Here is a 26,218-nt window from a genome sequence, read left to right as displayed (position 1 = left end):
TGGAACGGTGTGTCGCATGAGCCCAACCGGCTGCCCAGGTGGCGCATTCCCGCCTTACGGTCCGGGCATGAACGAGACCGCGCTCACCGTGCACCAGACCGCCCGCCCTCACGGCTTTCCCACCGCCGAGCACTTCGCCTTCGTTGAGTCCACGCTTTCCGACCCCGCAGCCGGTAGCGCGCTCGTGGAAAACCTCTACTGGTCCGTCGATCCCTACCACCGCGAGATGATGGACGACGTGCCCGGCGGCTTCGCGCTCAACGCACCGCTGGAGGGCCGCACCATCGGGCGGGTGATCGCCTCGCGCACGCCTCGGCTGGCCGAAGGCGAGATCGTGCTCCACCGGCAAGGCTGGCGCACACACGCGGTGGTCGCACCCGAGGAGATCCGGCAGCTGCCCCGCTTCGATGGGGTGCCCCTGACCGCATACTTGAGCACCCTCGGCGGCACCGGCCTGACCGCCTATGTGGGCCTGACCCGGATCGCCCGGCTCCAGGAGGGCGAGGACCTGTTCGTGTCGGCCGCCGCAGGCGGGGTCGGCACGGCCACCGGGCGGTTCGCCAGACTGCTCGGCGCCGGTCGGCTCGTGGGCAGCGCAGGCTCGGCGGCGAAGGCCGGCCACCTCACGCGGGAGGTGGGCTACGACGCCGTCTTCGACTACCACGACGGGCCCGCCGCCGACCTGCTCGGCAAGGCCGCGCCGGGCGGCATCGACGTGTTCGTCGACAACGTCGGCGGCGAGCAGCTGGCCGCGGCGGTGGGTGCGCTGCGCGAGTTCGGGCGCATCGTCCGCATCGGCACGATCAGCCAGTACAACGCCCCCGACGCGCCATCGCCGCGCTTCAACTACGCGGACATCGTGGAGAAGAGCATCCGCATGGAGGGCTTCTTGGTCAGCAACTACCGTGACGCACAGGAGGAGTTGTACGAGTTCGCGGTGCCGCATCTGCAGAGCGGCCGGCTCGCTCTGGACGAGACAGTGGTTGACGGTTTCGAGCGCATCGTGGACGCATTTCTGGGAATGTTGCACGGCGAGAACACCGGCAAGATCATCGTGCGAGACCCCAGGCAAGCCCGTCCCCAAACTGACACTCCAACTCCGGTGTCATGAGGGGAATCCGTGCCCCTCGAGCGCTGCATCAATCGCCTTAAGCAATCGCGCGGTCTGGCCTACCCGCTACGAGAAGACCGCGACCGTCGCAGAAGCGCGAACCACGACAGTGGGGCCGACCGTTTCCCGGAGTCGAAGCCCTGCGAACCGCGATGCGGCGGCACCTCAAGACCACACTTAGTCCTGACATCACCAGGTGACATCAACGACAGCGGACATGGGCAGCCCGAGACAGTCATGCACGAGGCGTGGACGCAAGAACGAGGGCCCCAGGCGTCCCGTCCGCGCGAACTTACAAAGCAGATGTCGGCGGTTCGAAACCGTCCGCGCCCACCACGTTGAACAGCAAGTTTCACAAGGAAAGCCCAGGTCAGAGCACATCTGACCTGGGCTTTCCTTGCGTTTTCAGGCACTCTCGCTACCCGTTCAGGCACTCTGACTACACCCTCACGACCGCACCCCTTCTCCTGAATATCCCCTAACCGATCTTGAGGGGACCGCAGATCAGAGCCAGGCTTCGGCACATACAGAAGCGGCCCGTCCCCTAAGGGACGGGCCGCTTCTGCGTTCGCGCTACGCGCCGGCAGCGGCTGGTGGCTCGTCGTCCAGCAGCTCCTGAAGGTGTGGCTGTGTCCGCGGCCATGCCTCCGGGGCCTCCTGGATCTCCGATGGGTTTCCGCGGGCCTCTCCTTTCACCACCACTACGGCTTGTCCTCCTCCAGGCAGCCGGATTACGGCTGTGTCCAGGGGGGCGCCCTCGTCGGTGAGATCGGCCACGATCCGCAGCGGCACGGGCTTTAGGGACTGTTGCGAAAGGATCTCGGCTGCGGGTGGTCACGCTGCTGCGGTCGTTGTGAGACGGCCGTGCGTTCCCTGCCCCTTTTCCTGGCCGTAGGGGTGCAAAAGGGGCTTGTTACCTCGCTGTGTGACGCCGTTACTATGGGTGGGCAGTGGGGCCAGGCTGTGCCGCACACAAGTGGGCAGGCGCCCCTGGCACACGAGGTGACCCGATGACGTCAGCGTTGGTCTACGCGATTTACCTCATAGTCGCGGTGTTGTACGTCTATGCCCTGGTCGACTGCATCAGGACGCCTGTGCAGCGTATTCGCATGTTGCCCAAGGCCGGCTGGCTGATCATCATGGTCCTGTTCCCGATTTTGGGCGCCATCGCCTGGCGCAACCTGGGCAGGCGCTCCGCTTCCGCGGGGGACCGAGTGTCTGCCGCCTGAGCTCTCACTCACCGCTCTCCTGCGTCGTTCAGAGCCATTCGTTGATCGCTGCGACCAGTGCGGTCGCTTCGTAGCGGACGGCGAGTTCGTCGTACCGGGTGGCGACAGATCGGTGGCGCTTGAGGCGGTTGATGCCGCACTCGACAGCATGCCGCTGCTTGTAGTCGTCCCCGTCGAACTTCGGCGGCCTGCCACCGCGCGAACCGCGCTCTGCCGGTTGCGGACCCGGTCCGCCGGCACCGGAATGGCCGGATCGGAGGGTTTCGGGCACCTCGTGGTCGACGACGGCCGGGGCGAGAGCCTGATCGCAGTGAACGTTCAGCGGTGGAATCCCCAACACCCCAACATGGCAAAGCTGTTCCGCAAGGCCGACACCCTCCCCGACGGCACTCGCGTCAGCGTCAGCAAGGCCGCCGCCGACGGTGGCGGGAAGGGGACGGTCGAATGGTCCGTCGACACGTTGCGCCCGGACGGCCTGCGCGTCGTGATCTCCGCTCTCAACGCCCCTGCTTATCCGCTTGCCGCCATCCGCAAGGAGCCTGCCCTCGACACAGGGCAGCTCCAGCAGATCGCTCTCGACCCGGCCTGGCAACGGGCCAGTCGCTGACAAGGCATATGCCTCTGCTGGGCGACTCGGATTTCCCCGGGAGCGGAGTGAGTTGACAGAGGGTCAGATGGTGCTCATGAGAGGAACATGGACCATGGCCGCCCCCAGGAAATACCGCTGGAGTTGTGTGAGCGTGCGGTGCGGATGTAGCGCATCTCCGACCCGAGGCCCCAGATCAAAACGCTCGCCGCCGAGCTCGGCGTGCACCCGGAGGCCATGCGCGGCTGGATCCGGCAGGCCGAGGCGGACGCCGGCGAGCGCGACGACCGCCTCACCACCGATGAACGCGCGGAACTCACGGTCCTGCGCAAGGAGAACGTCCAGCTCAGGCGGGCGAACGAGGTGCTGCGGAGACAGTAGGCCTGCTCAGCAGACTGTGAGCTGTTGACAACGGTTGTCGCGCCGTCGTCACCGAGGTGACCGATGCGTGACTGCTGGCCCGGCACGTCGGACGCCCGGCGCCACCGAGCGGGCAGGACCCTGACCTGCGTGTGAGAATTGGTTACTGGATCGCAGTTCGGTGTCCGAGGCCCGCCCGTCGCTGCATGGGGGAGCGGGCGCGGTATGTGACGTCCCCTCCCGCTGATCCGATCGACACGTTGGGAGGCTCCCTGTGAGCGAACGTCTCAATGCGTGGCCGACGCTGGATTATGAGGACCTGGCACCCATGCTTGACTACGTGAACCGGGTGGTACAGGTCGCAGGCAAGTACACCCTTGACGAGCCCTTCGAAGTCGGCTGGGGAAACATCGTCCTCGATGTCACCCCCCGGGGGCTCAGTACGCCAACCCTCCGGCAGCGAGGCGTGACCTTCACGGTGCACTACAACTTGCTCGACGGTGGCGTGGTCATCGAGGCCGACAACGGCTCGCGGACGGTGCCATTGTCCAAGGGATCAGTCGCCACGTTCTATGCGTCCTTCTGCGATGCGGCAGACGAGCTCGGCATACACCGACCACGCACCTCGTTGATTTGCGAGATTCCGGATGCCCCGCCGCGCTTCGAGGACGATAACGTCGAACGCACCTGGGACGGCCACGCGGCCCGACTGATCTGGACAGCGTTCAACCTCGCCGCTGACGGGCTCGAGGCGTGGCAGGCCCCCTTTCTGGGACACCACCCCCGGGTCGGTGTGATGTGGGGCGGTTTCGACCTGTCCGCCACGCGTTACCGGGCGCAGCCCACCGTACCGCCGCCCGACCAGCCGCCGTTCATGCAGAACGCCCAGCTCGACGCGTACGTGTCGGTGGGATTCTCCTTCGGGGATGCCACGGCGCCGAACGTCGGCATGTACGCGTACATCTGGCCCCAGCCGGACGGTCTCGGAGGCCGGTCCTGGGGTGTTGAGGGCGCCGCTTGGCATCCCGACGCTGGTCTGGTTCGTCTGCCGTGGGCCAAGCTCAGGGAGACAGCGGACCCGCACCAGGCCATTGTGGCGTTCGGTGACGCCGTCTATGACGCCGCCGTCGAGACGGCCGGCTGGCCGTCCGACCTCGTCGGACCCCGCGTCGAGGGTTGGTACATGAGCAGGACACCGCCCGCGCTCGTCCAGCACCAGCACGGCTGAATCAGGTCGGGATTGGTCCTCAAGGCCGACTACCTGCGGGCTCCATTTCGTCGGCCCGCCGCCCTCACGGGCGGCGGGCCGTCACGTGGCCGCGATCACTGGTCCACCTGCCCCCTGCCAGCCGTTCGAGTTCTCCAGTAGGCCATGGCTTCCGCGCCGAAGCCGGCCACTACGAACATGATGCCCGCCAGCCAGAAGAGCGGCGTGTGCTGCCATTCCATGCCACCAAGCATCGCGGCCACACCGAGGGAAGGCAGAAAATGCGCGGCAGCGGTCCACCACTGGCCCTTGCTGGCCTGGAAAATCGCAGAGACCGACGCGAGCACGAAGAGCACTGTCGTCACTGCCACTGGTATCCACATAGCGGCAGTCTGACGTGCCCCTGCCCGTCGCATGCCCACGCCCACCAACGAGGCCGTCGTGTACCCCTCCCGTGCCCGTTCAGTCGGGAAACAGCGGGGAACAGCGGTCGCTGGCGGACGACGCTCACGGAACAGGGGGAGGCCCCGACAGCGGTAGACACGCGGTTGGTCAGATGAGGCTCGCCCTGAACCCCTCGCCTTGCAAGCCAGCCCTGGAGGGGGCGACCCTGGACATGAGGCATGTCCGCCAATCGTGAACCGAGCGCAAGGACTGCGGAGCCGACGGCGACCGCGGCCCTGCAGAGAGCGTGTTCCTGATGAGGCTTGTCGTCGATCTCAACCGGTGCCAGGGGTACGCGCAGTGCGTCTTTCTCGCCCCGGATGTCTTCTCCCTGCACGGGGACGAAGCGCTGCTGTTCTCCCCTCGCTTCGACGAGGCACAAAGTGACCGGGTGGAAAAGGCTGCTGCCGCTTGCCCGGTCCAAGCCATCCTTGTCGACTACTCCGACGAGCCGACGAAGGGTGTGGAGCCCCATGTCGGCTGACACGGACGTCGAGGTCCTGCGCCGGCAGGGCCGCATTGTTGTCGTCGGCGCCTCGCTGGCGGGTCTGCGCGCGGCGGAGACCTTGCGCGAGAAGGGCTTCGCCGGATCGCTGACCATGATCGGCGACGAGCCGTACGAACCGTACGACCGGCCGCCGCTGTCCAAGCAGGCACTGCTCGGACGGGCACGGCCCGAGGACACCGCACTGCCACGGCGGCGCGACATCGACGCCGAATGGCGCCTGGGCGTTGCCGCCGAAAGCCTTGACCGCGACGCCAAGCAGGTATGCCTGGCGAACGGCGACACCGTCCCCTACGACCGTCTGCTGATCACGACCGGGACCAGAGCGCGGCCCTGGTTCCACCCGGAAGAGGCCGCGCTGGACGGGGTGTTCGTGCTGCGTACCCGCGACGACTCCGCACGCCTGCACCGGAAGCTGACAAGTGGCGTGTCCCGGGTACTGGTGATCGGCGCCGGATTCACCGGCTCCGAGGTCGCCTCCGCCTGCCGCGAGCTGGGCCTCGAGGTCACAGTCGCCGAACGCGGCCCGGCACCGCTGGTGGGCGCACTCGGCGGAGTGATCGGCGCGGTCGCTGACGGGCTGCAGCGCAAGCACGGAGTCGACCTGCGCTGCGGCATCAGCGTCACTGCCCTCGAGGGCGACGATGTGGGACGACTCAGGCGCGCCCATCTGTCCGACGGTTCGGCGATCGACGTGGAGGTGGCGGTCGTCTCGCTCGGTGCGATGCGGAACACCGAATGGCTCGCCGGCTCCGGAGTGGCCGCCGGCCCCAGGGGGATCGCCTGCGACGCCGGATGCCGGGTGTTCGACGTCAACGGCATCGTCACCGACGACATCTACGCCGCCGGCGACGTCGCCCGCAGCCCCCACCCGCTGTTCGACTACCAGTTCCTGTCGCTGGAGCACTGGGGCAACGCGGTCGAACAGGCCGAGATCGCCGCCCACAACATGATCTGTGCAGGTCCGGAACGCCGTCCCCATCTGTGGCTGCCGACCTTCTGGTCCTCCCAGTTCGGTGTCAACATCAAGTCGGTGGGTGTGCCCCCGCTGGGCGACCAGCTGGTCGTCGCCCAGGGGGCGCTCGACGAGGGGCGGTTCGTCGCGGTGTACGGGTACCGCGGTCGTGTCATCGCCGCGGCCTCCTTCGACGGAGCGAAGTGGCTGGGGTTCTATGAGCAGCAGATCGCGGCCGGCGCACCGTTCCCGCCGCAATACTGCACGGTCGACCGTCGGACCGAAACGCTGCAGCCGATCGACCCGGCCTTCCCCGACCCCCACCTGCCCACCCACGGGGCCACGGTCACGCTGACGGGTCACTCACCGAGCGAGCGGCGTGTCGAGTTCGTTCCATCGCATGCCTGATCACCGGCCCTGTGCCGCCCGGAGCTCGTAGGAGACACCATGACGCCCGGCACCATCTCCGCGCAGATCACCGACTACGCCAATCGGGCCGATCCGTACCCGCTCTACGCGGAACTGCGCAAGACACCCGTCAGGCGGGAGGACGACGGCACCTACCTGGTCAGCACCTACTACGAGGTGCGGAACCTGGCCAACGACCCGCGGCTGAGCAACGACACACGCCACCGCCCACCGGGCCACGTCCGTCCCGGGCAGCCGTCGGAGGAGACCGGTCTGCCGCCCAGCTTCATCTTCACCGACCCGCCCGAGCACGACCGGCTGCGCGACACCATCAACCGGCCGTTCGGTCCTCCGCACAGCCCCGGATTCCTCGACGGTCTGCGCGGAGAGCTGGCCAAGGTCGTCACCGAGCTGCTCGACGCCTTGGAAGGCAAGGACCAGGTCGACATCGTCGAGGACTTTGCCTACCCCCTCCCCGTCACCGCCATCTGCAAGGTCCTCGGCGTGCCGCGCGAGGACGAACCACTCTTCCACGGCTGGGCCGACGCCCTGGCGTCCGGAATCGATCCCCAAGCCGCCGACGGGAGCGGCCAGGAAAAGGCACAGCGGGCGCGCCAGGACATCGGCGCCTACCTGTCCGACCTGATCGAGACCAAACGCCGCCACCCCGGCCCCGGGATGCTCAGCGCGCTCGTCCCCGACATGACACCGGCAGACCTGGAGGCCACCGCGGTGCTGCTCCTCGTCGCCGGCCACGAGACCACCGTCAACGCGATCACCAACACGACCCTCACACTGCTGCGCCACCCCGACGTCCTTGACCGGTTCCAGAAGGACCCGGACCTGGCCGTCCCGCTCATCGAGGAAGTACTGCGATACGAGCCCCCGGTCCAGTTCGTCCCGTGGACCACCGCCCTGGCGGACATCGACGTCGCCGGTACCACCATTCCCAAGGGCTCACCGGTCTGGCTCATGCTGGCCGCGGCCAACCGCGACCCCAAACGTTTCAAGGACCCCGACCGGTTCGATCCCGACCGCAAGGACAACGAGCACCTGGGCTTCTACACCGGCATCCACTACTGCTTCGGCGCCCCGCTCGCCCGTATAGAACTACATCTGGCCGTGCCCGAACTCTTTCGCCGGGTCAAGTTCTCCGGCCTGCTCGAGGACCCGCCGCCGTACCGCGCCAACGCGGTTCTGCGGGGCCCCCGCCATCTTCCCGTCGCCATCGAAGGCCTCAGAGCCTGAGCATCGCCGCCCGATGCCGACCTCGGCACTCGTCAGTGGCAGTTTGGCCGCAGGCGGTCCGGCTCCGCAGTCCGGTGCGTGGTCGATTCGATCAGGGCCAGCTCAGTGCGGTGCTGCATGACGCCTCCCTGGGCCCCTCCTGTGCGGTGCCATACCGCCGACCCGAAGGGAAGTCGCCATGTCCTATCCAGAGCCCCGCTATCTCGGCGAAAGAGGCCAGGTCAGCGCATGGTTCCGACCTGCGTCCCCGGAGCCCGACACCGGTTTCATCAGCTACGTGGCCAGCCAGGAGAACACCAACGGCGAGTTCGGCCTGTACAAGATCGACATGGGACCGAAGGTCAAGGGCGCCGCGGAACACTTCCACCGTACGATCTCCGAGTCCTTCTACGTCCTCTCCGGCGAAATCCGGCTCTACAACGGTGAGCGCTGGGTCACAGGAGGCGAGGGTGACTTCCTCTACGTACCGCCCGGCGGGCTCCACGCCTTCCAGAACGACAGCGACGACCCGGTATCGCTGTTGCTGCTCTTCACACCGGGAGCTCCCAGGGAGGAGTACTTCGAGAAGTTGGCGGAGTACTCACAGCGCAGCAGCGAAGAGCTGAAAGCCTTCAGGATCAGGCACGACCAGTACAACACCACCGACATGCTCGACGACTAGGGCCTCCACGCCCACGGGTGATCTTCGTACGCATGCCCGAAACCGTGATCCATGTACGCGCTCGCCGACCTCGTCCGGACATAGGCCTGCCCGCACCACGGCCACCGTCGGCCTGGTCACATCGGGCGCACCTCACGCCCGCCCCTGGTGCAGCGGGTCCGTGGCCTGCTTTTCGGTCCGCTCCGTGCACGCCTCGGTGTCGGCGCAGGCGCGGGGGAACCATGAGTACGCGGCCCCGTCGGTCGGCCGGGCGCGCCGCTCTCCGAGGTCGATGTCGTCGCCCACCGTGAGGGGGTGCCGGCACCAGACGCAATGCCACCCGCGGCGCTGTTGCTCGGTGAGCTCGTTGACTGGCGGTAGATCCCTCACGGCCATGGCGTCCCCAGATCGTCTCGTCGGCAGTCTCCTGACGGTACGAGCGGGCACAGCGAACAAGGGGCAGGATCCCTGCCCCTCGTTCATGGGTTCGAGCTACGCGGCGAGGAGCCCGAGTTGCTCGGCGAGCACAGCAGCGCGCTGTCGTCGGGCCGGGACTCGAGACTCCGTCTCCTCCAGCACGATGCGCCTCGCGTAGCCGTTGTAGCGGATCGTCTCGGGCGCGGCCCGATGCGCTTTCTCCAGGGTGGCGAGCGCGGTCTCTGCCTGCCCATCGAGCTGGTACGCGCGGGCCTCCTCGATCCGGTGCCGGGCGAGCCGCGGCCGGGACGGAATCGAGGTCGCGTCCGCTGCGACGGCCTGCCGCACCGACTCCCCGCCGGCCCGCAGCTCCACTGCCACCGTCACGGCATGGGCGCCCATGATGGCCTGCGAAAACGATGTGATCGGGTGGTAGTAGCCGGGGGCCAGGCGGCGGGCGGTGGCCTGCGCCTTGTCCCACCACGCCCACGCGGAGCCGTTCTCTCCTCGGCGGGCAGCGGTGTATCCGGCCTCGAACTGCAACGCGCCCGCGATGGCGACGGTGCGGTCGTCGGCGTCGGGCAGGAATCGGTCGAGGTAGCCGAGGGCCTCCATCGTCATGGCGTCGGCGGCGTCGAAATGTGAGGGCCCTGAATCGCGGTGTGCCTGCGCTGCCAGCCATGCGGCGACGCCGATCGCGTGCGGGTCCTCGGACTCCTGCGCAGCGACCATGCCGCGCTCGGCCACCCGCCACAGCAGGGCGCTGTCGGGCTGGTAAGCCACGAAGAACTGCGACAGCGAGTAGACCTCGGACAGCACGGCCTGCGCCGCGCGTCGGTCCGTTGCCGAATCAGCCTGCCGCACGGTGAGTTGGGCGTCGCGGATCAGGCCGGGCAGCAGGCCGCCGATGACCTCGCGGTGGTTGGGTGCCTGGTGCCGCGCTGCCCACGCCTTCGCGAGCCGGGCCCCCAGGTGCTCAGCAGATGGAGCCTTGTGGTCCCCGTCCAGCGACAGGGCGTTGACAGCATCCCGGACTGCGGGCAGCCGGGAGTGGCCGGGTCCGATGAACAGGTCTACTGCCTGGCTCTGATCGCCGGTCAGATCGGAGAGGTCCCGCACGCGCAGCAGCTCGGCGATACGCAGGATCACGGGAAGCCTGGGCATCCGGATCTGTCCCGCCTCAACTTGCTTCACCCACGACGGGGACATGCCGAGCAGGCCGGCCACCACGGGGCGGCTCATGCCGCGCCTTGTGCGGAGGATCTGCATGCGCTGACCGAATGCCATGGGGTCGGCGTATGGGTCCGGGGTAGCATCGCGCGGCATGGCCTTGCCCCTCTCTGTCCAGCTCGTCACTGTCAGAGTAGGGGGCGGGGCCCTTTTCACGTGTGGCGTCGTGTGATCCAGGACGCACGAAAGCTGCGCCGTGCTCCCGGTGCTTGTCAGCGGCTGGTCGTACGATCCAGCCTGTGCGCGGGCGGTGTCGGCGTGCAGCCCGCAGGCCATGGCGACATCGTGCAGGTGGGCGTAGGACGGCCAGAACGCGATGCCGGTGATACCGGTGATGACGGCGGCGCCGATGGCAAGGCGCGCAGGGCCACACGCACCCGCTCTATCGCGTCAGCAGTTCCGATACGTTGTCAAGCAGCTACCGGCCAAAGGCGATACGCCGACCTCGCTCCTTCGCCTGCGGCAATACGGACTGGCGACCAGGTGGAGCCGTCGGAGGCTGGATTGCAGAGGCTGTCAGTGGCGCTTAGCGTGAGGTCGGGGACTCCAGGGGCTTTCGGGTGCGGTGCGCGCGGCGGGCTTGGCAGGGCGTGCGACCGGGGTCCAGTGCAGCGAGGTGATCAATGATGACTGACAGCGCACAGACGCTCGTCAAGAATCTCGCCGACACCTTCAGGCATTCGATCCGTTCGCCGATTCTCCACCCTGACCTCAGATCAGTTCGCTGCGGCGACCGGTCCTGATCACGGACCTCAGCAGGCCGCACGAACCCGGCTCGCTCCCATGATCATGCTGGGCGAGTCGGCACAGGGCCCGGTGGGGACCTGACGCCGATGACGCTCTGCGTACGGGCTGCTCCGTCGAGAAACAACGGTCCAGAACCTGGTCGCCGACGAGGGTGCCGCCGCCGGCGATGTTCTTGTCCAGAATCCCCGCCGAGTTGGCCGGGCACTGAGAGAGGAGGTCACTCATGCCAGAATCCATGCGCGCGCTCGTAGCCGGAAAGGTTGGCGAGCCGGCCGATGTCCTGCGGTTGGAATCCCGGCCTGTTCCCACGCCAGCAGCCGGTCAGGCGTTGATCCGCGTGAAGGCGACTCCGATTCACGCGAGTGATCTGCACGTGCTGCGTGGCCGCTATGGTTTCGCCCCTGAGTTTCCCACCGTCGGGGGTCACATGGAATGCGTGGGCCGCATTGAGGCCCTGGGTCCGGATACGGCGGGACTGAAGGTCGGCGAGCGTGTGGTGGCCGTTGCTGTCCCGGCGGTACCCGGGCCGCATGTGGACGGTACTTGGCAGGAATACCTTGTTGCCGATACACGAAGGCTCCTACCGGTCTCCGACCAGCTGAGCGACTCCAGCGCCTGTCAACTCGCCGTCAACCCGTTGACCGCGCTGCTCCTGGTCACTCGCGAACTCGACGTACAGCCGGGCGAATGGTTGTTGCAGACGGCCGCGGGCTCCACCGTCGGCCGGCTCGTCATCCAGCTGGCCAGGCACTTGGGTATGCGCACGATCAATGTCGTACGGCGGCGCGATGCCGTCGAGGAGATCAAAGCGCTGGGTGGTGACGCGGTCATTTGCACTGAGGACGAGGACCTGTTGCAGCGTGTGGCCGAGATTGCAGGACCGGCCGGCGTGCGCAAGGCCACCGACTGTGTCGCGGGCCATGTGGGTGCCCAGGTATCCCAGGCATTGGCTCCGGGAGGAGAGGTCGTGGTCTACGGCGCGCTCTCCACCCATCGGCAGACCGACCCGGCGGCGCTGACGATCCCGCTGCAGGCACGCTCGGTCATCTACGAGACCAAAACAGTCCGTGGCTTCTGGCTGAACCGCTGGTTCGGCACTGCCTCACCTGCGGATGCGCTGCGCGCGCTGTCCGAGGTTCGCAGTCTCGTCGCTGATGACGTGCTGAGCATCCCCCAAGGCGAGCCGTTCCCGCTCGAACGCTTCACTGAAGCCATCTCGTTCGCCGAAGCACCCGCACATGGCGCCAAGCCGCTCTTCGTCTTCGAAGATGGCCAGGACGAAGACGACAGGTAGGACGCGGCCCGGCCGGTGCCGGCGGCGGTGCGGCCGCGGCGGGGCAAGGCCGCCGACGCCCGCGGCGCCGCCCGGCCGAGGCAATCCGCACCGCTCGGCCGACCGGAACTTCTTGATCTGCAGATCCCCGGGGCGTTGACAGCACTCTCCGGGATATCGAGGGGGCTGAAGCTCCATCTCGTGAGATTTGCATGACATGTTTTTCCCGGGGCATCGCGGCGAACCAGCCGTCAGGTTGTGTGCCAGCCGGGTTCCAGGCGGTCGAGGAGGGTGCGGAAGGCCGCGTCGGCCCGGTGCCAGTCGCCATCGGCCAGGGACGCAATGACCAGACCAAACGACGCGTTGACCAGAAGGGCGGCCTCCGTTCGCGCGCGCGCCTCCGGCATGCCCATGTCGCGGAAGACGGAGCCGAGCAGACCCGTCCACTCGCTGACGATGTCGTGCATGAGGGGCCCGTACCGCTCGGGATGGAGCAGGCTGGCGGTCACGATCTCCAGGTAGAGGGGGAGGGCGGCGCGCAGGTCGGAGTCGCTGAGCCGCTGCCAGATCTCCTCCATGAAGCGGCGCAGCCACGCCGGGTCCTTGGGGGGACCGGTGGTGTCGAGCAGGGTCCGGGCGCGCAGGAGCGGTCGCCGCTCGTCCAGGGCGAGCGCCTCGGCGACCATGCGTTCCTTGCTGCCGAAGTAGTACAGGAGCATGCGGTCGCTCGTGCCCAGGGACCGGGCCAGCGGGCGGAGGGACAGGTCGGCCAGGCCGTTGCGGATCAGGTACTGACGGACCCGGTCCAGCAGAGCGCGTCGTTTGGCCGGGTCGGGCGGGCGCGGCATGAAGGCTCCCAGCGGTGGTGACGGCGCATATGCGATCGCTTGATGTGTGAGTGGACCGGCTTCCACGTCGCGCTCCCTATATACGCTATTGGTCCGTTTTTATGAAGGTATTTACTGTAGCGCCCGCTACGTGTATGTTTTAAGTGTAGCGAGTGCTACGTGAATCCATCGGCCAACGACTCCGAGGGACTGATTTCCATGGCTTCCCAGGCCATCGGCCCCACCGTGACCTCTCGCGGGGGCCGTCCCGACCGGCCTCACCGGCGCCGCCTGGGAGACCTGTTGCGGAAGTCCGTCTCGGAACGCACCGAGGGGGAGGAGTGGTCTCCCAAGGCCACCCCCATGTCGCGGCTCGCCCGGTTCGGGACCCTGTGGTCTCGCACCCTGGAGCCCGTGCGACCGCTCGACGCCCCCCGCGCCAGCGCCACCGCCTGGGACGCCTCCTGGCCCCTGCGGCGGGATCCCGCTTCGGTCCCCCGGGCCCGGCGACTGGTGACCGCCCAGCTGGTCCACTGGAATCTGGCGGAGCCGGCCGACATCGCCGAGCTCCTGGTGAGTGAAGCGGTGACCAATGCCCTGCGCCACACGCGTGGGTCGCTGCGGCTCAACCTGCAGGTGCGCGGCTCCCGTTTGCGGTGCGAGGTCGAGGACACCGAACAGGCCGGTCCCGTACGCCGCTTCGTCGACGTCGACTCGGAGGGCGGGCGCGGGATCGAACTGCTCGATCAGCTCAGCGAGGCCTGGGGCAGCACCAGTACGGCCACCGGCAAGACCATGTGGTTCGAGCTGCCGGCGCACGCGGAGGCGGCGACGAAGACGCCCTCGCCGGAGGAGCCGACAGCCTCCGCTTGAGCCGGCCCAACCGCGGCAATCACCGGACGGGAGAAGTCACAGCAGGCTGGAAGCCAATTGCGGCAGGGGGGTTGGAGCCGGCAGGCAAGCCGCAAGCGCGTATCGAAGTGCGTGGCCGTTGTCTCGTCGGGCGGCGCCACTTCCGACGGTGCTCTGCCAGCCGAAATGCGCTGAACGTGACTGCTGGCCGGGACGCAACCCACCGGCCGAAGCCGTTCCACCGCCGTTTCTGTAGGAGCGAGCGGTCCTTCGGCCGTGCCGGGCGGTCGCCGGCCGTGCCCATCAGTGGTTCGCGTCCTTGATCCGACGATGAGAGACCTGCTCCCGCGCCGTGCGCCACCGTGACCGAGTCTGCTCGACCACGCTGTCCCACTGCCGGCGGACCTCATGGTCGGAAGGGCGGTGGCCCTGGCGGATCCGGATGAGCTCGTCTCGTACTTCTCGTCCCAGTGCCGCCGATGCAACCAGGACGAGCATGGCTGCGAAGAGGGCGGAGATCAGCGCGAAGACAGCACCGACCACCCCGTAGCGTGCTGCGGAGGAGTTGAAGAGATGCGGCATGTAGATGGTTGCGCCCACTGAGTAGACCGTCGTCAGGACGGCTCCGGTGACGCCGAAGGGAAGCAGGTCCGGCCAGCTGATCCGCTTCGCCGACAGGATCCGGCCGCTCCAGACAAGGAACGCAGTGGTCAGCAGTACCCGGCACACCGAGGCCGCCAGCCCCAGCGCGCCCCCGCTGAGGGGCGCGGAGAGCAACGCATTGACCACTACGTAGCCACCGAGAGTGATGATCCACCACAAGCCGTTGCGTGTGTTGCGCATGCTGAGGGGCTTGAGTTCCCATGCCTGCTCGAAGAGCCGCTGTGCGGCTCGCGCGAAACTCAGCACCGAGATCGTCATGAACACGAGCCCGAAGATGCCCACGCTCGCGCTGGTCGCTTCGGTGGGAGAGAACAGCGAACTGACTGCAGTGGCGCCTGCTCCGGTGAGGTTGTAGCGCTTGATGATCCGCTCTGCGGCGTCGTAGTGCACGAAGTTGCTCGAGGCAGCGCCAAGGAGGACGGAGAGCGGGATCAATGCCGTCAGGGCGCTGGACGCCAGGGCCATCGAGCGGTCGAAGCCCACGATCTTCTGAAACCGGTTGATGACCCGCAATGCGAAGGCAGGCCGCAGCCAGAACGTCAGCGTCCTGACGAGGCGCTCTCGATTGATCCCCGTCGCCCTGCCCTCCGAGAAGATCGGGACCTTTGTGGCGACGCGAGCCTAACGGGCGGTCGCCTGACCGATGACGGGCGACACGAGAAGCAGCATGCCGGCCGCATGAAATCCCGATGCCTCGCATCATGATGTAGTCCGCTGCACTTCGGGATTGGGGCTGAAACGGCGGTGAACGCGCCGTGACCTGGATCAAGCCGTCGTACCTGTTGAGATGTACCGCTGAGGGTGGGGCGCCGAGGAGAACCAGGAGACCGTCCTCGCCGTTGAGGTCTCCCGTGAAGGCTTCGGCTCGGCGCCCGCATACGCCTGCTGACGGCGCCGCGGATCCGCTGATGACCAACCGCCCATGCGGACCACAGCACCGGCGCCACGGGTCGGACATCACATCCAGAGCCGACACCGATGTCGGCGTACCGCGACGGCACTGAGCAGTCCTTGACGGCCTCGGCATCCAGGACAGGCCCAGTCACAGCGGTTGTCAGGTCGAACGTGCACAGCAGAGGCCGGCGGTTCGAGACCGTCCGCACCCACCAGCCGGAACGCCCCGCAGCGAGTCGCTGCGGGGCGTTGACGGTAGATGCCGGCGATCAGCCACGGGCGCAGGGCCTCGGCTGAGGGCTCACCCCTGCATCACTGAGCGGGCTGCTAGCTCCCCGACGCATTCTCACCGCCGGGATTCATGGTGGTGGTGCCCGGGTTCGTGGTCATGCCGAGAGGCGTGGTGGGGCCGCCGGGGGTCATGGCGGTGCCCGGGTTCGTGGTGGGGCCGCCGGGGGTCATGGTGCCGCCGGAGGTCGTGGGGCCGCCGGGGGTCATGGGGCCGCCGGGGGTCGTGGGGCCGCCGGGGGTCATGGTGCCCCCCGGGGTCGTCGTGGTGCCGCCGGGGGTCGTGGTTGTGCCGCCGGGGGTCGTGGTCGTGCCGCCCGGGGTCGTCGTGGTGCCGCCGGGGGTCGTGGTCGTGCCGCCCGGGGTCGTGGTTGTGCCGCCGGGGGTCGTGGTCGTGCCGCCCGGGGTCGTCGTGGTGCCGCCGGGGGTCGTGGTTGTGCCGCCGGGGGTCGTGGTTGTGCCGCCCGGAGTCGTGGTTGTGCCACCCGGGGTCGTGGTTGTGCCGCCGGGGGTTGTGGTGCCGCCCGGAGTCGTGGTGTTGGTGGTTGTCGTGTTGCCGGTGCCCGTGATGACGGAGCCGCCGATGGTGGAACCAATAATCTGGTTCAGGTTGTTGGTTGTCTGATTGACGACTTGGGTGATCAGCGTTGGCGACAAGCCAAGGGTCCTCCCCGCGGCCTGTGCCGCTGCTACGCCCTCCGCCTTCGCCGCTTGCGGGGAGGCGCCCCTCATCGTCGCCGCTTGTGCTGCTCTCGTTCCCGCAGCTGTGGCAGCGGCTGCGCCGGTTCCGCTCCCTGCCGATGTCGCCGGCGCACCGGTGCAGAGCACAGGACCTATGGAGAAGTTGCCCGCGCCCGTAACGACGGTCGGTCCGATGCGACCGTCAGAGGAAGAGCGCACCATCATCCCGGCAGGCGAGACTGCGAACGTCCCATTGGGAGCGAACCCCTCTCCAGTCAGGCTATTTGCTACCACCTGACACTTCTGGCCGGGGGCAGCGGAAGCTGGCTCGGCAGTGAGCGCAGCCATCCCTCCGACAAGCGCAACCGTCGCTGCGGCGCTCAGGGCGATCTTTCCTCTCATGGTTTTCTCCTTTTCGGCACTGTGCTTGCGATCCCAGTCACGTACCGACGTGAGCGGTGGGCCATAACCATCGCGGCTTGAGCGTGACGCTGACGTAGTGGCGGGACCGGCAGAAGCAAGTCCGTGCAACTCGAGGTGAACCCCCGTCCATACACCTTGCGCGTTCTCTTTGAGGATGTCGCGCGGAAGGATTTCCCGGATTCAACCAGTAATGGCTGAGGAGTTGCCTCCAGCGACCACTCACCGGACACCGATACACGGGTGTCCGGTGGGAAACAAGTGAGGAGCAGTCGAAGCATGAGAAAATACACGCGAAGGCGCTGCGGGAGTTGGGGCGGGTGCTGTACCAGCTGATGGTTGCCAACGCCCGGTACTCCTTCGTGATTCGCCCCCGTCGAGCCATGGCGTGCGTGGGGCCTCTGAAGCATCGAAGCGCCGATGACAGGACAGTTCAGTTCGCTCCCTAGCCTTTGGGCTGATGAACATGAAGAAGACAACCATGCAGAGCATCAGTGCCGCTGCGGCAGCCTTCTTCTGCTTGGAGGTCGGCATATTGGGCGCATCAGCGAGCGACTCCGTTGCCTCGCCGCAGAATTCTCAGGTCGCACCGTCCGTGCTTAAGTGCTACACGACCATGGGTGACCCACACACGATGGTGTGCTATCGGGTTTCGAAGCGACTCCTGAACAGCGGCGGTAAGCTGACCTTCGTCCCCTTCCTCATTCAGGTGCCCACGCCTTCGAATCCCCCGTCTCCGGTCGGCGTGAATGGTTTGCCCCCATCCCCGCCCCCGCTCGATCCGACAGGGGAACTTCGGCCCGAATCCTCCAGTGGCAGCGAACTCTCACCACAGCCATCAGCCGGCTGAGATCGCCCTCACCGGGTACCGACGGGGCTCCCCGCGGGCCCGAAAGGACGAGCCAGGACGCTGGGTACGGTTTGCGCATGCCCTCTGATTCCTCGCCCAGATGCCCCGAGTGCGACGCGCTGATGCGGTCCGGTGGGTTCGTCATGTTCCAGAGGGAGGCGACAGCAAGCGAGTCTGCCGTGAGGCACGTCCCCACCACGAAGAAGAAGACCATCCTCCGCGATCATCGTGCAGTGAATGAGGGTTGGCTGAACTCATCGAGGCTGAAGGTCCGTTGACCTGATGGTTTCAAGGCGCCCAAGGTGCGTGCCGTGCCAGGGTCGGGCGGACTGGCCATCCGGGTCCGGCTCCGGGGCGAGATGGTCATCTGGTCCGACCTGATGTACCCGGGTCTCGACGGCAGGGTCATCGAGGAGGTTCGCTTCCACCTGGAGCAGTACTTGGGCGAGATCGAGCGAGCATACGCGGCGTTGAATTCCACAGGAGCGGAAAACGGGGCGGTGAGAGACCTGGACGGCATAGACGACGCAGGCGTTCCCGGCGTGCGGCAGCAGAAGGCGGCCGCGGGTGGCCTGGGGCCGTGGGCGTCCACGCTGGTGCCGCTCGGGCTCGCGCTGTCACTGGCTGCACTGTCGCTGCTGGTGATGGTTCCGGCGGCCCGGCATCTGCGCTCCTTCCAGGACGGCGAACGAGCTTCCGCGACGCTGCATACGAGCGGCTCGTGCATGTTGGGCCAATGCAAGGTCGAAATCGAGGCCGCCGGACGGACCGTGGTGGCGGATCTGCCTGCGGGCAGCGGTGGCGGCAAGAACTCTGTCGGGACCCGGATGACCGTCCGGTACCACGCTGACAAACCGCAGGTGGCCGTCAGAGAAGACGACGTCGGGGGCGGCGGGGCAGCCTTGCTGGCAGTGATGTCGGGCGGGGCGGCGCTGCTCTTCCTGGTGCTGTCGGTCGTGGCACAGGTCGTCGTGGTGCGGCAGCGGCGCGCCCGCCCTATGGCCGGCAGGACTCCGCAGGACGCGTAGCGGCATAGCGGTACCTGGGAATCACCGCGTCGTGCTCGAGCCAGTGGGCGTGGACTGTCTGAGGACAGATCGCCGCCAAACCGCGGTGCGCACCGCCGCAACCTGCGCTGTCGCGAAAGACCGACTCACACGCGGGTCCCCGGTCCGGGGGTCGGCGAAGGCGGAGAACGCCACAACGGCAGGTAAAGGGCGATTACGCGGCCGTCGGACCCGGTGATGCCCAAGCTGTGCCCCGGGCGCAGCACGGCCGCACGTATGGGGCGTTGGGGCGTTGCTCCCCACGTTCTCCGGCACGCTCGGGACGACGGTGGCTGAGCGGCACCGGCACGGCAAGCAGGCGCGGTCCGAGCACAGATTTCCAGCGGTGCCGACGAGGCTTCCACCTTTCTCCGGCGTCGCTCTTCGATCGTGAAGCAGGGGCCGAAGACGGGGGGATGTCAGACCCTCGGCGTATCGTGCCCGCGTGATTCGAGACGTGTACGAGCAACGAGCTCTTGAAGCAGCCGCTGCTGATGCCGGATCGGCTGTGGTCGAGTACGACGACGCCCGTGCCTGGCTGTCCCAGGCCTCCGCGATGGAGATGGAACCACTGGCGGCAGAAGTGTGGGTCTTCGACGAGGACCTCGCACGGGTGCTGCTGGTGAAGCACCGATGGAGGGCATGGGTTCCGCCGGGCGGGAAGGTCGAGGCTGGTGAGACTCCCCGTGAGGCCGCAGGACGTGAGCTCTTCGAGGAGACCGGCATCAGGGCGGAACTGTTCCTGGAGCCGGCGGCTGTGGCGGTTCGGTCGTTCAGCCCTGACTGGCCGGTGACGCTCGGTCTGTCGTATGCGGCGGTTGTCGACGCGTCGATTCCGCTCACGCCGGAGGACGGCCAGCCGGCAGCTTGGATGCGTCTGGATCAAGAATGGGAGAGTTACTTTCCCGATGACCAGCCCCGGATGCGGCAGCACGTCGAGTGGCTCGTCCGCCGTGGTCACCGCCCCAGTCGGTAAGGAGCCACCGACTCTCGGGCCGGCGACTCCTGGTGATCGGGGAGGAGCCGACCGGCTTTCCTCTGCTCAAGCGGTCGGTCGTGGAAGATGTGGCTCCCGTAACCAGATCCCCGTGGGAGGCGTAGTGCCATGACCGCCATCCGTGACGACCGCGTCGCTCTGTTCGGCCGACTGCAGGACCCGGCCACCCAGCCGGAATTCTGGGCCCGCGTGGCCGACGACGTCGACTGGACCGTGGAGGGCACTCACCCACTGGCCGGCCGCTATCACAGCAAAAAGGAATTCGTGGCCGCTACATTCACACGGCTCGCGGGGGTGCTCCAGGGCGGAGTCAAGCTGAAGGTGGAGCATCTTTACGTCGATGGCGACACGACGATCGCCGAGCTGCAGTCCACGTCGACCAGCAAGGAAGGAGCCCCCTTCGCGAACCGCTACTGCTGGGTCTGCCGCTTTGACGGTGACACCATCGTGGAGGTGCGCGCCTATCTGGACTCCGCGATGGTCGACTACACCGTCCTGCGCAACGAGATTTCCTGGGAATGACCGGAAGGTACGCGCCATTCCGCTTTCGGTGTGCCGGTGGCTCGACTCGCAGAACGGGCGTCCTTCGCATCAAGGGGTGGTGACGCTCATCTCGGTGGTTCTGTGGGCGACCACGGGACCCAAGGAAGAGCTTCACGCCAGCGGGGTCGCCCGTAGGCCCAGTCCTGAAGTACCTCCGCCACGGGTTCCACGGCGAACACCTCGTGCCTGCGGGGGACCGTGGCCTGGAAGTGCTTGTCCGGTCCTCCCTCGCGGTATTCCACCTGATAGCTCAGGTCGTCGTTGAGGTAGACCTGCATGTAGTGCTGGCCGGCAGGTTCCAGATCAAGCCGCTTCACGATGACAAACCGCCAGGTAAGGCTCATATCGGCCAGCAGATCGTGCAGCCGTTCCTCGGACGGGTCGTCCCAGGACGTGCCGTCCCACTCAATCGCCCGCAGTGTCGGTGTCGCCATGCAGGCGACTGTACTGGCCGGTCACACTCGCGACGTCGACGGGTGATCAGCTGCGTCGTCCGAAGTGCCGTGGCCTGACAGGCGGCCATGAGCACCGCCGTTCTCAAGGGCGTTGAGGGAATCGGGGCGCAGTTTCTGGCGGTGGTCGGCAGGGAGTGCGGCGGTCCCGCGCTCGACGGACGCGAGGTGCTGCTGGATCCCGGTGTCGTCACTGGTCTGTATGCGCGCTCTCCTCCATGCGCGTGTCGCGTGAGTTCGCGGTGTCGACCATGCGTGCCATGAACCCTGTGTCGCAGCTGTGTGCATGTGCGGCTTTTTTGGGACGCCCATTCGTTGTTCCGCCGGCCCCTGACGGATGCGGCAGATACCTCCTCAGGGCCTCAATGCCCATAATGGCTTGGGGTCCAGTCAAGTTGGACATTGACTTCCGGACCGGCGCATAGTGCTCGCAGTGTTCGCCATCCATAATTCCGCATTCCTTGGCTTCGCGGATAAAGTCGGCGCATTGGATCGCAGCTGTGATGAACTGCGTGCAGACATCTTGCCCGACGGTACGGGCTTGCGTTCTTCGGCGGTCGGCAGGGGGCGCGGCAGTCGATTCACGCTGCGCCGTAACCTCGTCGCCGCCACTTCGCGGAGCCGGCCAGGAGATGGGGGCGGGGTGGAGGTGGCTGATGCTGTCCCACGGCCGCGCTGTGGAAGCCGGGCCCGTCCCCCGGTCGGGCCCACTGGGGGGTCGAACGGTCCTGATCTGCGGATCGTGAGGGTACCCGGGTCTCATGCCGCCTTGTTCCGGCGTGGCGTGGTGGGTGATCGATCGGTTTTCGGTCACGCCCCGTCGCGAGTGGCGTCGCACGGCAGGGAGTATGGAATGTCGGATACTTCCCTGCTGTTCGCCTTCTGAGTGTTTCGAATGCGGTACCGATGGGTGAAGTATTGGCTGCCTCTATCGGGATGCCGTATCGGTGTTGGTCTTCATTCCATGCGGGATCAAGCCATTCGAGAGCCGTAACCCCGTAACTCCCTGATGTCGAACGCTCATGCGGCTAGGGTGTCTGGCGATCCGCAGCACGGTCCAAATCGCCGCTCCTCTGCGTTCGGTGAGGCTGCGGCACGGGCAATTTCGCACGTAATCAGAGGGGGAATCCATGGCTACGAAACTCCGATTTGCCATTGCTGCAGCCGTAATCGGTGCGGCGCTCGCCGCTCCGCAGGCCGCAGTGGCACAGGAGCCGATACCAGGCATCGCGAAGACGGCAGACGCTGGGACCCGGTCCTTCGCGCAGGCCAACTCGGAGGCCGTCGCGGCGGCCGCCACCGCGTGCGGCGCCGGCTACGACACGGTGGCCCGGGCCATCCCGCTGCCCGAGGGAACCGATCCCCAATTGCGTCTGGCGACCCTGTTCACCTACATCAACGCCAGTGGGAAGGGGTGCGCGATCCTGGACAACAACGTAGGCGCTTCGCGGTACATGTACCTCAAAATCTGCAAGCTGGACGGCACCGGCTGCGACACGGACTCGGGCAACTTCAGCGAGTACGCGGGCCCGGTCTACGTCTCCAGCGTGGCCTGTGCGAAGACGACCGCCAAGATGGGCACGTCGTCGAGCAGCCTTTTCATCAACTACAACAGCGAGTACGCGTTCCCCTGCAACTGAGGCGGCATCCGTGGCTGTCATGGGCGCGCCATGACATGCCCGCAACGCCCTGCCCGTGACGCCTGCCGCGCTGTCCGGTGCATCCATTGACCGACATCTCGTCCGTCGCAGTCCCCGCCGCAGCTCCTGTGCCTCCGTGCAGAGCTGCGGCGGTTTGCTGCCACGTTCGACTTGTCTTGCAGGAGCGGTGGTTGAGAGTGCTCACGTATGCCCGGACGGGGGCCGCCGGCCTTGCGGACACCGCGGTCCTGACCGGGCTGATTCAGACCGTCGGCGTCGCCGACGCCCCTGGTCCCGGGCCCGTGTCCCCGTCGTCGGCCGGCGAGCAGGAAACCGCACGTACCTTCAGCGGTTCCTGACGAGCAGCGCTCCGGTCTGCTCGGCAAGGACCGGATCGCGGAGCCGGATCCCTGCCCCGGCGGCGGCCTCCCTGCACGTGCCCGAGCAGACCACCGTCGTCCGCTTCCGTCGGCACGGAACGGTGTTCGAACTCAGCTTGTCGCCGAGTGAGTGCTGCCATGTCACGGACTCCGGAGCAGTCGGCCCGTGACGGCCTTCCGCCGGTGGCCGACCCGGTGGTGCCATCGGGTGGGGACCGCTCGTCCGTCACGCCGGCGACCGGTGGGCCGTCACTCGAACGGAGGCGTACCGGTGGTCGGCCGGGAGCGTGCCACGCAGGGTCGGTTCTGTCCGGCTCGACTCACTCCGGTCCAGGAGTTCCCATGGCACAGACAGCTCCCACGCCCGGCACGTCCCCTTCCCCCGGCCGGAGGGCCGGCCCCCCGGCCGGGGGCGGCGGGAATCCCTGGGCGGCCGGTGGAGTCATGTTCGCCGGTGTGCTGCTGATGGTCGACGGCGTCATGGCGGTGATCAAGGGCATTGCCGGCATCGCGTCCGACGATGTCTATGCGCGCATCAGGAACTACACGTTCAAGTTCGACGTGACGGCCTGGGGTTGGATCCATCTCGTCCTCGGCGTCGTGCTCCTGTTGATCGGCTGGGGCATTCTCAAGGGCGCCGGCTGGGCACGGGGGCTGGGTATCGGGCTCGCGGCGCTCAGCATGATCGTCAACTTCATGTGGCTGCCGTACGAGCCGATCTGGGCGGTCATTTCCATCGCCATCGACGCGTTCGTCATCTGGGCCCTGTGCACGGACCGTTCCCAGGCCGTCATCTGAACCGTCGCCGCGCCGGTCCGGCCCCGTGCCGGACCCCGCTTTTCCGGTGGACCGAAGCGAGCATGGAGGGCGTGCACTCATGGCTGCTGGATCCGAGCCGTCGGACGAGCTCGTCGCTCTTGCGGCCGAGGCGTATGTCTACGGGTATCCGCTGGTCCGCGGCCTGTCGACGGTCGAGGACTTCATGCAGGAGGGCGTCGGCTCCCTGGCGCCCGCCCCGTTCAACCACTTCGCGCACGACGGCGGACTCGCTTCCCCCGGTACCCACTTGGGCGACGTCAGCAACGACACGGTCCTCTCGGTCGCCCAGCTCGACCTCTCCGGCGGGCCGATCCGGCTGCACGTGCCCGACACCGACGGGGCGTACTACGTGCTGCAGTTCGTGGACGCCTGGACCAACAACTTCGCGTATCTGGGCCGCCGTGCCACCGGTACCGGTGAGGGCGACTGGATCGTCGCACCACCGGGCTGGTCGGGCAGTGAACCCGCCGGGGTGCGCGGGGTGATCGACGCGCCGACCTCTGTCGTCTCCCTCGTCGGGCGCATCGCCTGCGACGGTCCGGACGACATGGCGCGGGTCCGGGCGCTTCAGGAGCAGTTCACTCTCACCCACCTCGAACCCGGGACGCACCGCACGGGGCTGCCCGCGCCCGACAACGGCGTACCGGAGCAGGTGCGGTTCTTCGAGCGGTTGCGGGTGTGGATGGCCGACTTCCCGCCGGCCGTCGCCGACTGTGCGTACCAGGACCGGTTCCAGCCGCTGGAACTGCTGGAGGAGGGCCCCTCACCGTACGTCCGCGCCGATCCAGCCCTGGTACGCGCACTCGTCGAGGGGATGGCGCAGGGCAGGGCGCGCGTGGAGGAGGCCGGACGGGCCGACGGGGCGAGCGGTGGGGGATGGCGGACGGATACGCATCTCTTCGACTACAACCTCGACCGGTTCGGGGTCGGGACGATCGACTCACCGGAGTGGAAGATCGCCGACCGGGAGGCGTCCTACCTGGTCAGGGCGGTGGCCGCGAGCGGTGCGCTGTGGGGGAGCCATGGATACGAGGCGGTGCACGCGCACACGTTCCGCGACGCGGACGGCCATCGGCTCAACGGTGCCCACGCCTATGTGCTGCGCTTCGAGCAGCCGCCGCCGGTCGGCGCGTTCTGGTCCGTGACCATGTACGACGTCCCGGACCACCGACTGGTCGAGAACGCGGCGGACCGGTACACGATCGGTGACCGTACGCCGGGGCTGGTGCGCGCGGACGACGGGTCGCTGACCCTTCACCTCAGCAGGGAACGGCCCGCGGACCGCGCGGCGTCGGCGAACTGGCTGCCCACGCCCGAGGGGGACTTCCGGCCCGTGCTCAGGCTCTACCTGCCGGGGCGCGCGGTGCTCGACGGCAGCTATGAGATCCCCGCGGTCGAACGCGGCTGACGACGGGGCGGTCGCCGGGCGGGAGATCGGGCGTTGTCAGTGGGGCGGTCCACACTGGAGACATGTGCCGCAGCATCAAGACCCTTCGCCCGCCCGTACTCCCCGAAGAGGCCACCGAGGAGGACGTCCGGGCCGCCGCCCTGCAGTTCGTTCGCAAGGTGTCCGGCTTCCGGGCCCCGGCCGCGCACAATCGCGAGGTGTTCGACCGGGCCGTCGACGAGATCGCAGAAGCGACCGCCAGGTTGCTGGACGGTCTGGAGGTGCGGGGGACTGCCGTCAGGACGTCGTAGCCGCCGAGGCCGTCGGGGGCACGGAGGCGGTGGCCGTCGTGGCCGCGGCGGTGGCTGCTGCCGCGGCGGGGCGGCGCATCAGGTACGCGGCCAGCGCGCCGGCCACGAACAGGGCCAGGACGGAGACCGCCGTGCCCAGCCACGTCGTGCCGAGCCACTGGCCGCCGAAGTAGCCGAGTCCCACGCTGTAGCCCGCCCAGGCCACGCCCGCCAGGGCCGACCAGGGCAGGAACTCCTTCACCTTGCGGTGCGCCGCGCCCGCGCCCAGGGAGACGACGGAGCGACCTGCCGGGGCGAAGCGGGCGATGACGACGAGGATGCCGCCGCCGCGGCTCAGGGCAGCGCCGAGACGTTCCTGCGCGGTGGTGAGCCGGCGGGAGCGGGCGATGGCGCGGTCCAGCCGATCGCCGCCGCGCCAGGCCAGCCGGTACGCGACGAGGTCGCCGAGGACCGAGGCGGTGGCCGCGCTGAGGACCAGCGCGAGGAGCGACGGAACCTGGGGCACCTCGCCGGCGGAACCGCCCGCGACCGAGGTCGTGCCGGCGGCGGCCGCCGTGGCCGCCGTGATCACCAGGACCCCGCTGGGCAGCACGGGCAGGAAGACGTCCAGGAGCACCGAGAGGGCGACCACCGCATAGATCCATGGGCTGCCGGTCAGCGCACCGACACTCTCCAGCACCTTCTCGTACTCCCCGGTTCGTCGTCACGCCGCGACGTCGCAGGGGAGCGGCAGGGGCGGCAGGGTCAGCTGTACAGCGTACGCCTGCCGTTTACCTGCAGATCATTCTGAACAGGGGATGTTGTGTAC

27 protein-coding genes and 2 pseudogenes are annotated in these 26,218 nt (G+C 67.7%); 19 read left to right on the top strand and 10 right to left on the bottom strand.

Annotated features, from left to right (window positions below; genetic code table 11):
• The first annotated feature begins 67 nt into the window (after positions 1–67).
• Entirely contained in the window at positions 68–1,111 is a 1,044-nt protein-coding gene (locus LRD69_RS08925; protein ID WP_277326020.1) for an NADP-dependent oxidoreductase, read from the top strand.
• 1,010 nt (positions 1,112–2,121) lie between these two features.
• On the top strand, positions 2,122–2,340 hold the full coding sequence (locus LRD69_RS08920) for a PLD nuclease N-terminal domain-containing protein (protein ID WP_277326019.1): 219 nt from the start codon (positions 2,122–2,124) through the stop codon (positions 2,338–2,340).
• A 28-nt stretch (positions 2,341–2,368) separates the two neighbouring features.
• Here LRD69_RS08920 and LRD69_RS08915 read toward each other — a convergent pair.
• Positions 2,369–2,548: pseudogene (locus tag LRD69_RS08915) on the bottom strand (IS5/IS1182 family transposase); the annotation flags it as partial.
• A gap of 138 nt (positions 2,549–2,686) precedes the next feature.
• Between LRD69_RS08915 and LRD69_RS08910 the strand changes: the two are divergent.
• The 3 genes from LRD69_RS08910 to LRD69_RS08900 all read left to right on the top strand — a co-directional run bounded on the left by LRD69_RS08910 (position 2,687) and on the right by LRD69_RS08900 (position 4,514).
• Positions 2,687–2,947, top strand: a complete 261-nt coding sequence (locus tag LRD69_RS08910; protein ID WP_277326018.1) for a hypothetical protein — start codon at positions 2,687–2,689, stop codon at positions 2,945–2,947.
• A 153-nt stretch (positions 2,948–3,100) separates the two neighbouring features.
• Entirely contained in the window at positions 3,101–3,307 is a 207-nt protein-coding gene (locus tag LRD69_RS08905) for a transposase (protein ID WP_277329675.1), read from the top strand.
• Positions 3,308–3,560: 253 nt separating this feature from the next.
• The gene (locus LRD69_RS08900) at positions 3,561–4,514 is read left to right on the top strand and encodes a DUF5996 family protein (protein ID WP_277326017.1); all 954 of its coding nucleotides are present in this window, start codon (positions 3,561–3,563) and stop codon (positions 4,512–4,514) included.
• Positions 4,515–4,609: 95 nt separating this feature from the next.
• Here the strand turns inward: LRD69_RS08900 and LRD69_RS08895 are convergent, their stop codons facing one another.
• Positions 4,610–4,858, bottom strand: a complete 249-nt coding sequence (locus tag LRD69_RS08895; protein WP_277326016.1) for a hypothetical protein — start codon at positions 4,856–4,858, stop codon at positions 4,610–4,612.
• A 335-nt stretch (positions 4,859–5,193) separates the two neighbouring features.
• Here LRD69_RS08895 and LRD69_RS08890 point away from each other — a divergent pair, with 335 nt between their 5' ends.
• The 4 genes from LRD69_RS08890 to LRD69_RS08875 all read left to right on the top strand — a co-directional run bounded on the left by LRD69_RS08890 (position 5,194) and on the right by LRD69_RS08875 (position 8,714).
• The gene (locus LRD69_RS08890) at positions 5,194–5,421 is read left to right on the top strand and encodes a ferredoxin (RefSeq protein ID WP_277326015.1); all 228 of its coding nucleotides are present in this window, start codon (positions 5,194–5,196) and stop codon (positions 5,419–5,421) included.
• The gene (locus tag LRD69_RS08885; RefSeq protein ID WP_277326014.1) at positions 5,411–6,805 is read left to right on the top strand and encodes an FAD-dependent oxidoreductase; all 1,395 of its coding nucleotides are present in this window, start codon (positions 5,411–5,413) and stop codon (positions 6,803–6,805) included. The genes LRD69_RS08890 and LRD69_RS08885 overlap by 11 nt, the downstream gene beginning before the upstream one ends.
• Before the next feature lie 39 nt (positions 6,806–6,844).
• A complete protein-coding gene (locus tag LRD69_RS08880; protein WP_277326013.1) occupies positions 6,845–8,053 on the top strand; it encodes a cytochrome P450 in 1,209 nt (402 codons plus the stop codon).
• A gap of 178 nt (positions 8,054–8,231) precedes the next feature.
• Positions 8,232–8,714, top strand: a complete 483-nt coding sequence (locus LRD69_RS08875) for a cupin domain-containing protein (protein WP_277326012.1) — start codon at positions 8,232–8,234, stop codon at positions 8,712–8,714.
• A 132-nt stretch (positions 8,715–8,846) separates the two neighbouring features.
• Here the strand turns inward: LRD69_RS08875 and LRD69_RS08870 are convergent, their stop codons facing one another.
• From LRD69_RS08870 to LRD69_RS08860, 3 genes are all read right to left on the bottom strand, one after another.
• Positions 8,847–9,089 (bottom strand): hypothetical protein, encoded by a 243-nt coding sequence (locus LRD69_RS08870; protein WP_277326011.1) that lies wholly within the window; start codon positions 9,087–9,089, stop codon positions 8,847–8,849.
• A gap of 96 nt (positions 9,090–9,185) precedes the next feature.
• Positions 9,186–10,436: a helix-turn-helix transcriptional regulator gene (locus LRD69_RS08865; protein ID WP_277326010.1), complete on the bottom strand. Its 1,251-nt coding sequence runs from the start codon at positions 10,434–10,436 to the stop codon at positions 9,186–9,188.
• A 615-nt stretch (positions 10,437–11,051) separates the two neighbouring features.
• Positions 11,052–11,312 carry a hypothetical protein gene (locus LRD69_RS08860; protein WP_277326009.1) on the bottom strand — a complete coding sequence of 87 codons (261 nt, stop codon included), beginning with the start codon at positions 11,310–11,312 and terminating at the stop codon, positions 11,052–11,054.
• Here LRD69_RS08860 and LRD69_RS08855 point away from each other — a divergent pair.
• Positions 11,311–12,381, top strand: coding sequence for a zinc-dependent alcohol dehydrogenase family protein (locus tag LRD69_RS08855; protein WP_277326008.1), 1,071 nt, complete (start codon positions 11,311–11,313; stop codon positions 12,379–12,381). The genes LRD69_RS08860 and LRD69_RS08855 overlap by 2 nt on opposite strands.
• A 230-nt stretch (positions 12,382–12,611) precedes the next feature.
• Here LRD69_RS08855 and LRD69_RS08850 read toward each other — a convergent pair whose 3' ends face one another.
• Positions 12,612–13,208: a TetR/AcrR family transcriptional regulator gene (locus LRD69_RS08850; protein ID WP_277326007.1), complete on the bottom strand. Its 597-nt coding sequence runs from the start codon at positions 13,206–13,208 to the stop codon at positions 12,612–12,614.
• Positions 13,209–13,406: 198 nt separating this feature from the next.
• Between LRD69_RS08850 and LRD69_RS08845 the strand changes: the two genes are divergently transcribed.
• The gene (locus tag LRD69_RS08845; RefSeq protein ID WP_277326006.1) at positions 13,407–14,060 is read left to right on the top strand and encodes an ATP-binding protein; all 654 of its coding nucleotides are present in this window, start codon (positions 13,407–13,409) and stop codon (positions 14,058–14,060) included.
• A 282-nt stretch (positions 14,061–14,342) separates the two neighbouring features.
• Here the strand turns inward: LRD69_RS08845 and LRD69_RS08840 are convergent, their stop codons facing one another.
• Complete coding sequence (locus LRD69_RS08840; RefSeq protein WP_277326005.1) at positions 14,343–15,185, bottom strand: YhjD/YihY/BrkB family envelope integrity protein; 843 nt, start codon at positions 15,183–15,185, stop codon at positions 14,343–14,345.
• Positions 15,186–15,457: 272 nt separating this feature from the next.
• On the opposite strand from LRD69_RS08840, the pseudogene LRD69_RS08835 reads away from it, so the two are divergent.
• Positions 15,458–15,588: pseudogene (locus tag LRD69_RS08835) on the top strand (DUF4291 family protein); the annotation flags it as partial.
• A 335-nt stretch (positions 15,589–15,923) separates the two neighbouring features.
• Here LRD69_RS08835 and LRD69_RS08830 read toward each other — a convergent pair.
• Entirely contained in the window at positions 15,924–16,541 is a 618-nt protein-coding gene (locus LRD69_RS08830) for a hypothetical protein (RefSeq protein WP_277326004.1), read from the bottom strand.
• Positions 16,542–18,194: 1,653 nt separating this feature from the next.
• Here LRD69_RS08830 and LRD69_RS08825 point away from each other — a divergent pair.
• The 3 genes from LRD69_RS08825 (at position 18,195) to LRD69_RS08815 (ending at position 20,400) form a co-directional block, all read left to right on the top strand.
• Complete coding sequence (locus LRD69_RS08825; RefSeq protein WP_277326003.1) at positions 18,195–18,863, top strand: hypothetical protein; 669 nt, start codon at positions 18,195–18,197, stop codon at positions 18,861–18,863.
• Positions 18,864–19,326: 463 nt separating this feature from the next.
• Entirely contained in the window at positions 19,327–19,857 is a 531-nt protein-coding gene (locus tag LRD69_RS08820; protein ID WP_277326002.1) for an NUDIX hydrolase, read from the top strand.
• 129 nt (positions 19,858–19,986) lie between these two features.
• Positions 19,987–20,400 (top strand): nuclear transport factor 2 family protein, encoded by a 414-nt coding sequence (locus LRD69_RS08815; RefSeq protein ID WP_277326001.1) that lies wholly within the window; start codon positions 19,987–19,989, stop codon positions 20,398–20,400.
• A gap of 86 nt (positions 20,401–20,486) precedes the next feature.
• On the opposite strand, the gene LRD69_RS08810 is transcribed toward LRD69_RS08815, so the two are convergent.
• Positions 20,487–20,855, bottom strand: coding sequence for a hypothetical protein (locus LRD69_RS08810; RefSeq protein ID WP_277326000.1), 369 nt, complete (start codon positions 20,853–20,855; stop codon positions 20,487–20,489).
• Between the two features lie 1,148 nt (positions 20,856–22,003).
• Here LRD69_RS08810 and LRD69_RS08805 point away from each other — a divergent pair.
• The 4 genes from LRD69_RS08805 to LRD69_RS08790 all read left to right on the top strand — a co-directional run bounded on the left by LRD69_RS08805 (position 22,004) and on the right by LRD69_RS08790 (position 25,410).
• Complete coding sequence (locus tag LRD69_RS08805) at positions 22,004–22,513, top strand: hypothetical protein (RefSeq protein WP_277325999.1); 510 nt, start codon at positions 22,004–22,006, stop codon at positions 22,511–22,513.
• 722 nt (positions 22,514–23,235) lie between these two features.
• Entirely contained in the window at positions 23,236–23,691 is a 456-nt protein-coding gene (locus LRD69_RS08800) for a hypothetical protein (protein ID WP_277325998.1), read from the top strand.
• Between the two features lie 79 nt (positions 23,692–23,770).
• Positions 23,771–25,120 carry a DUF1254 domain-containing protein gene (locus LRD69_RS08795; protein WP_277325997.1) on the top strand — a complete coding sequence of 450 codons (1,350 nt, stop codon included), beginning with the start codon at positions 23,771–23,773 and terminating at the stop codon, positions 25,118–25,120.
• A gap of 62 nt (positions 25,121–25,182) precedes the next feature.
• Complete coding sequence (locus tag LRD69_RS08790) at positions 25,183–25,410, top strand: DUF2277 domain-containing protein (protein WP_277325996.1); 228 nt, start codon at positions 25,183–25,185, stop codon at positions 25,408–25,410.
• Here the strand turns inward: LRD69_RS08790 and LRD69_RS08785 are convergent.
• Positions 25,397–26,089 carry a VTT domain-containing protein gene (locus LRD69_RS08785; protein ID WP_277325995.1) on the bottom strand — a complete coding sequence of 231 codons (693 nt, stop codon included), beginning with the start codon at positions 26,087–26,089 and terminating at the stop codon, positions 25,397–25,399. The genes LRD69_RS08790 and LRD69_RS08785 overlap by 14 nt on opposite strands.
• Between the last annotated feature and the right edge of the window lie 129 nt (positions 26,090–26,218).

Source organism: Streptomyces sp. JH14 (genome assembly GCF_029428675.1).
GTDB lineage: Bacteria > Actinomycetota > Actinomycetes > Streptomycetales > Streptomycetaceae > Streptomyces.
The sequence above is the reverse complement of the archived record's forward strand: the minus strand, read 5'-3'. Positions and strand labels throughout refer to the sequence as shown.

What these genes read in the sequence shown, in the direction of transcription:
- LRD69_RS08925 (WP_277326020.1), top strand. Translation starts at nt 68, where the DNA reads ATGAACGAGACCGCGCTCACCGTGCACCAGACCGCCCGCCCTCACGGC.
- LRD69_RS08920 (WP_277326019.1), top strand. Translation starts at nt 2,122, where the DNA reads ATGACGTCAGCGTTGGTCTACGCGATTTACCTCATAGTCGCGGTGTTG.
- LRD69_RS08910 (WP_277326018.1), top strand. Translation starts at nt 2,687, where the DNA reads ATGGCAAAGCTGTTCCGCAAGGCCGACACCCTCCCCGACGGCACTCGC.
- LRD69_RS08890 (WP_277326015.1), top strand. Translation starts at nt 5,194, where the DNA reads ATGAGGCTTGTCGTCGATCTCAACCGGTGCCAGGGGTACGCGCAGTGC.
- LRD69_RS08885 (WP_277326014.1), top strand. Translation starts at nt 5,411, where the DNA reads ATGTCGGCTGACACGGACGTCGAGGTCCTGCGCCGGCAGGGCCGCATT.
- LRD69_RS08880 (WP_277326013.1), top strand. Translation starts at nt 6,845, where the DNA reads ATGACGCCCGGCACCATCTCCGCGCAGATCACCGACTACGCCAATCGG.
- LRD69_RS08875 (WP_277326012.1), top strand. Translation starts at nt 8,232, where the DNA reads ATGTCCTATCCAGAGCCCCGCTATCTCGGCGAAAGAGGCCAGGTCAGC.
- LRD69_RS08870 (WP_277326011.1), bottom strand. Translation starts at nt 9,089, where the DNA reads ATGGCCGTGAGGGATCTACCGCCAGTCAACGAGCTCACCGAGCAACAG.
- LRD69_RS08865 (WP_277326010.1), bottom strand. Translation starts at nt 10,436, where the DNA reads ATGCCGCGCGATGCTACCCCGGACCCATACGCCGACCCCATGGCATTC.
- LRD69_RS08855 (WP_277326008.1), top strand. Translation starts at nt 11,311, where the DNA reads ATGCCAGAATCCATGCGCGCGCTCGTAGCCGGAAAGGTTGGCGAGCCG.
- LRD69_RS08860 (WP_277326009.1), bottom strand. Translation starts at nt 11,312, where the DNA reads ATGAGTGACCTCCTCTCTCAGTGCCCGGCCAACTCGGCGGGGATTCTG.
- LRD69_RS08850 (WP_277326007.1), bottom strand. Translation starts at nt 13,208, where the DNA reads ATGCCGCGCCCGCCCGACCCGGCCAAACGACGCGCTCTGCTGGACCGG.
- LRD69_RS08845 (WP_277326006.1), top strand. Translation starts at nt 13,407, where the DNA reads ATGGCTTCCCAGGCCATCGGCCCCACCGTGACCTCTCGCGGGGGCCGT.
- LRD69_RS08825 (WP_277326003.1), top strand. Translation starts at nt 18,195, where the DNA reads ATGGTCATCTGGTCCGACCTGATGTACCCGGGTCTCGACGGCAGGGTC.
- LRD69_RS08815 (WP_277326001.1), top strand. Translation starts at nt 19,987, where the DNA reads ATGACCGCCATCCGTGACGACCGCGTCGCTCTGTTCGGCCGACTGCAG.
- LRD69_RS08810 (WP_277326000.1), bottom strand. Translation starts at nt 20,855, where the DNA reads ATGGCGACACCGACACTGCGGGCGATTGAGTGGGACGGCACGTCCTGG.
- LRD69_RS08805 (WP_277325999.1), top strand. Translation starts at nt 22,004, where the DNA reads ATGGCTACGAAACTCCGATTTGCCATTGCTGCAGCCGTAATCGGTGCG.
- LRD69_RS08800 (WP_277325998.1), top strand. Translation starts at nt 23,236, where the DNA reads ATGGCACAGACAGCTCCCACGCCCGGCACGTCCCCTTCCCCCGGCCGG.
- LRD69_RS08795 (WP_277325997.1), top strand. Translation starts at nt 23,771, where the DNA reads ATGGCTGCTGGATCCGAGCCGTCGGACGAGCTCGTCGCTCTTGCGGCC.
- LRD69_RS08790 (WP_277325996.1), top strand. Translation starts at nt 25,183, where the DNA reads ATGTGCCGCAGCATCAAGACCCTTCGCCCGCCCGTACTCCCCGAAGAG.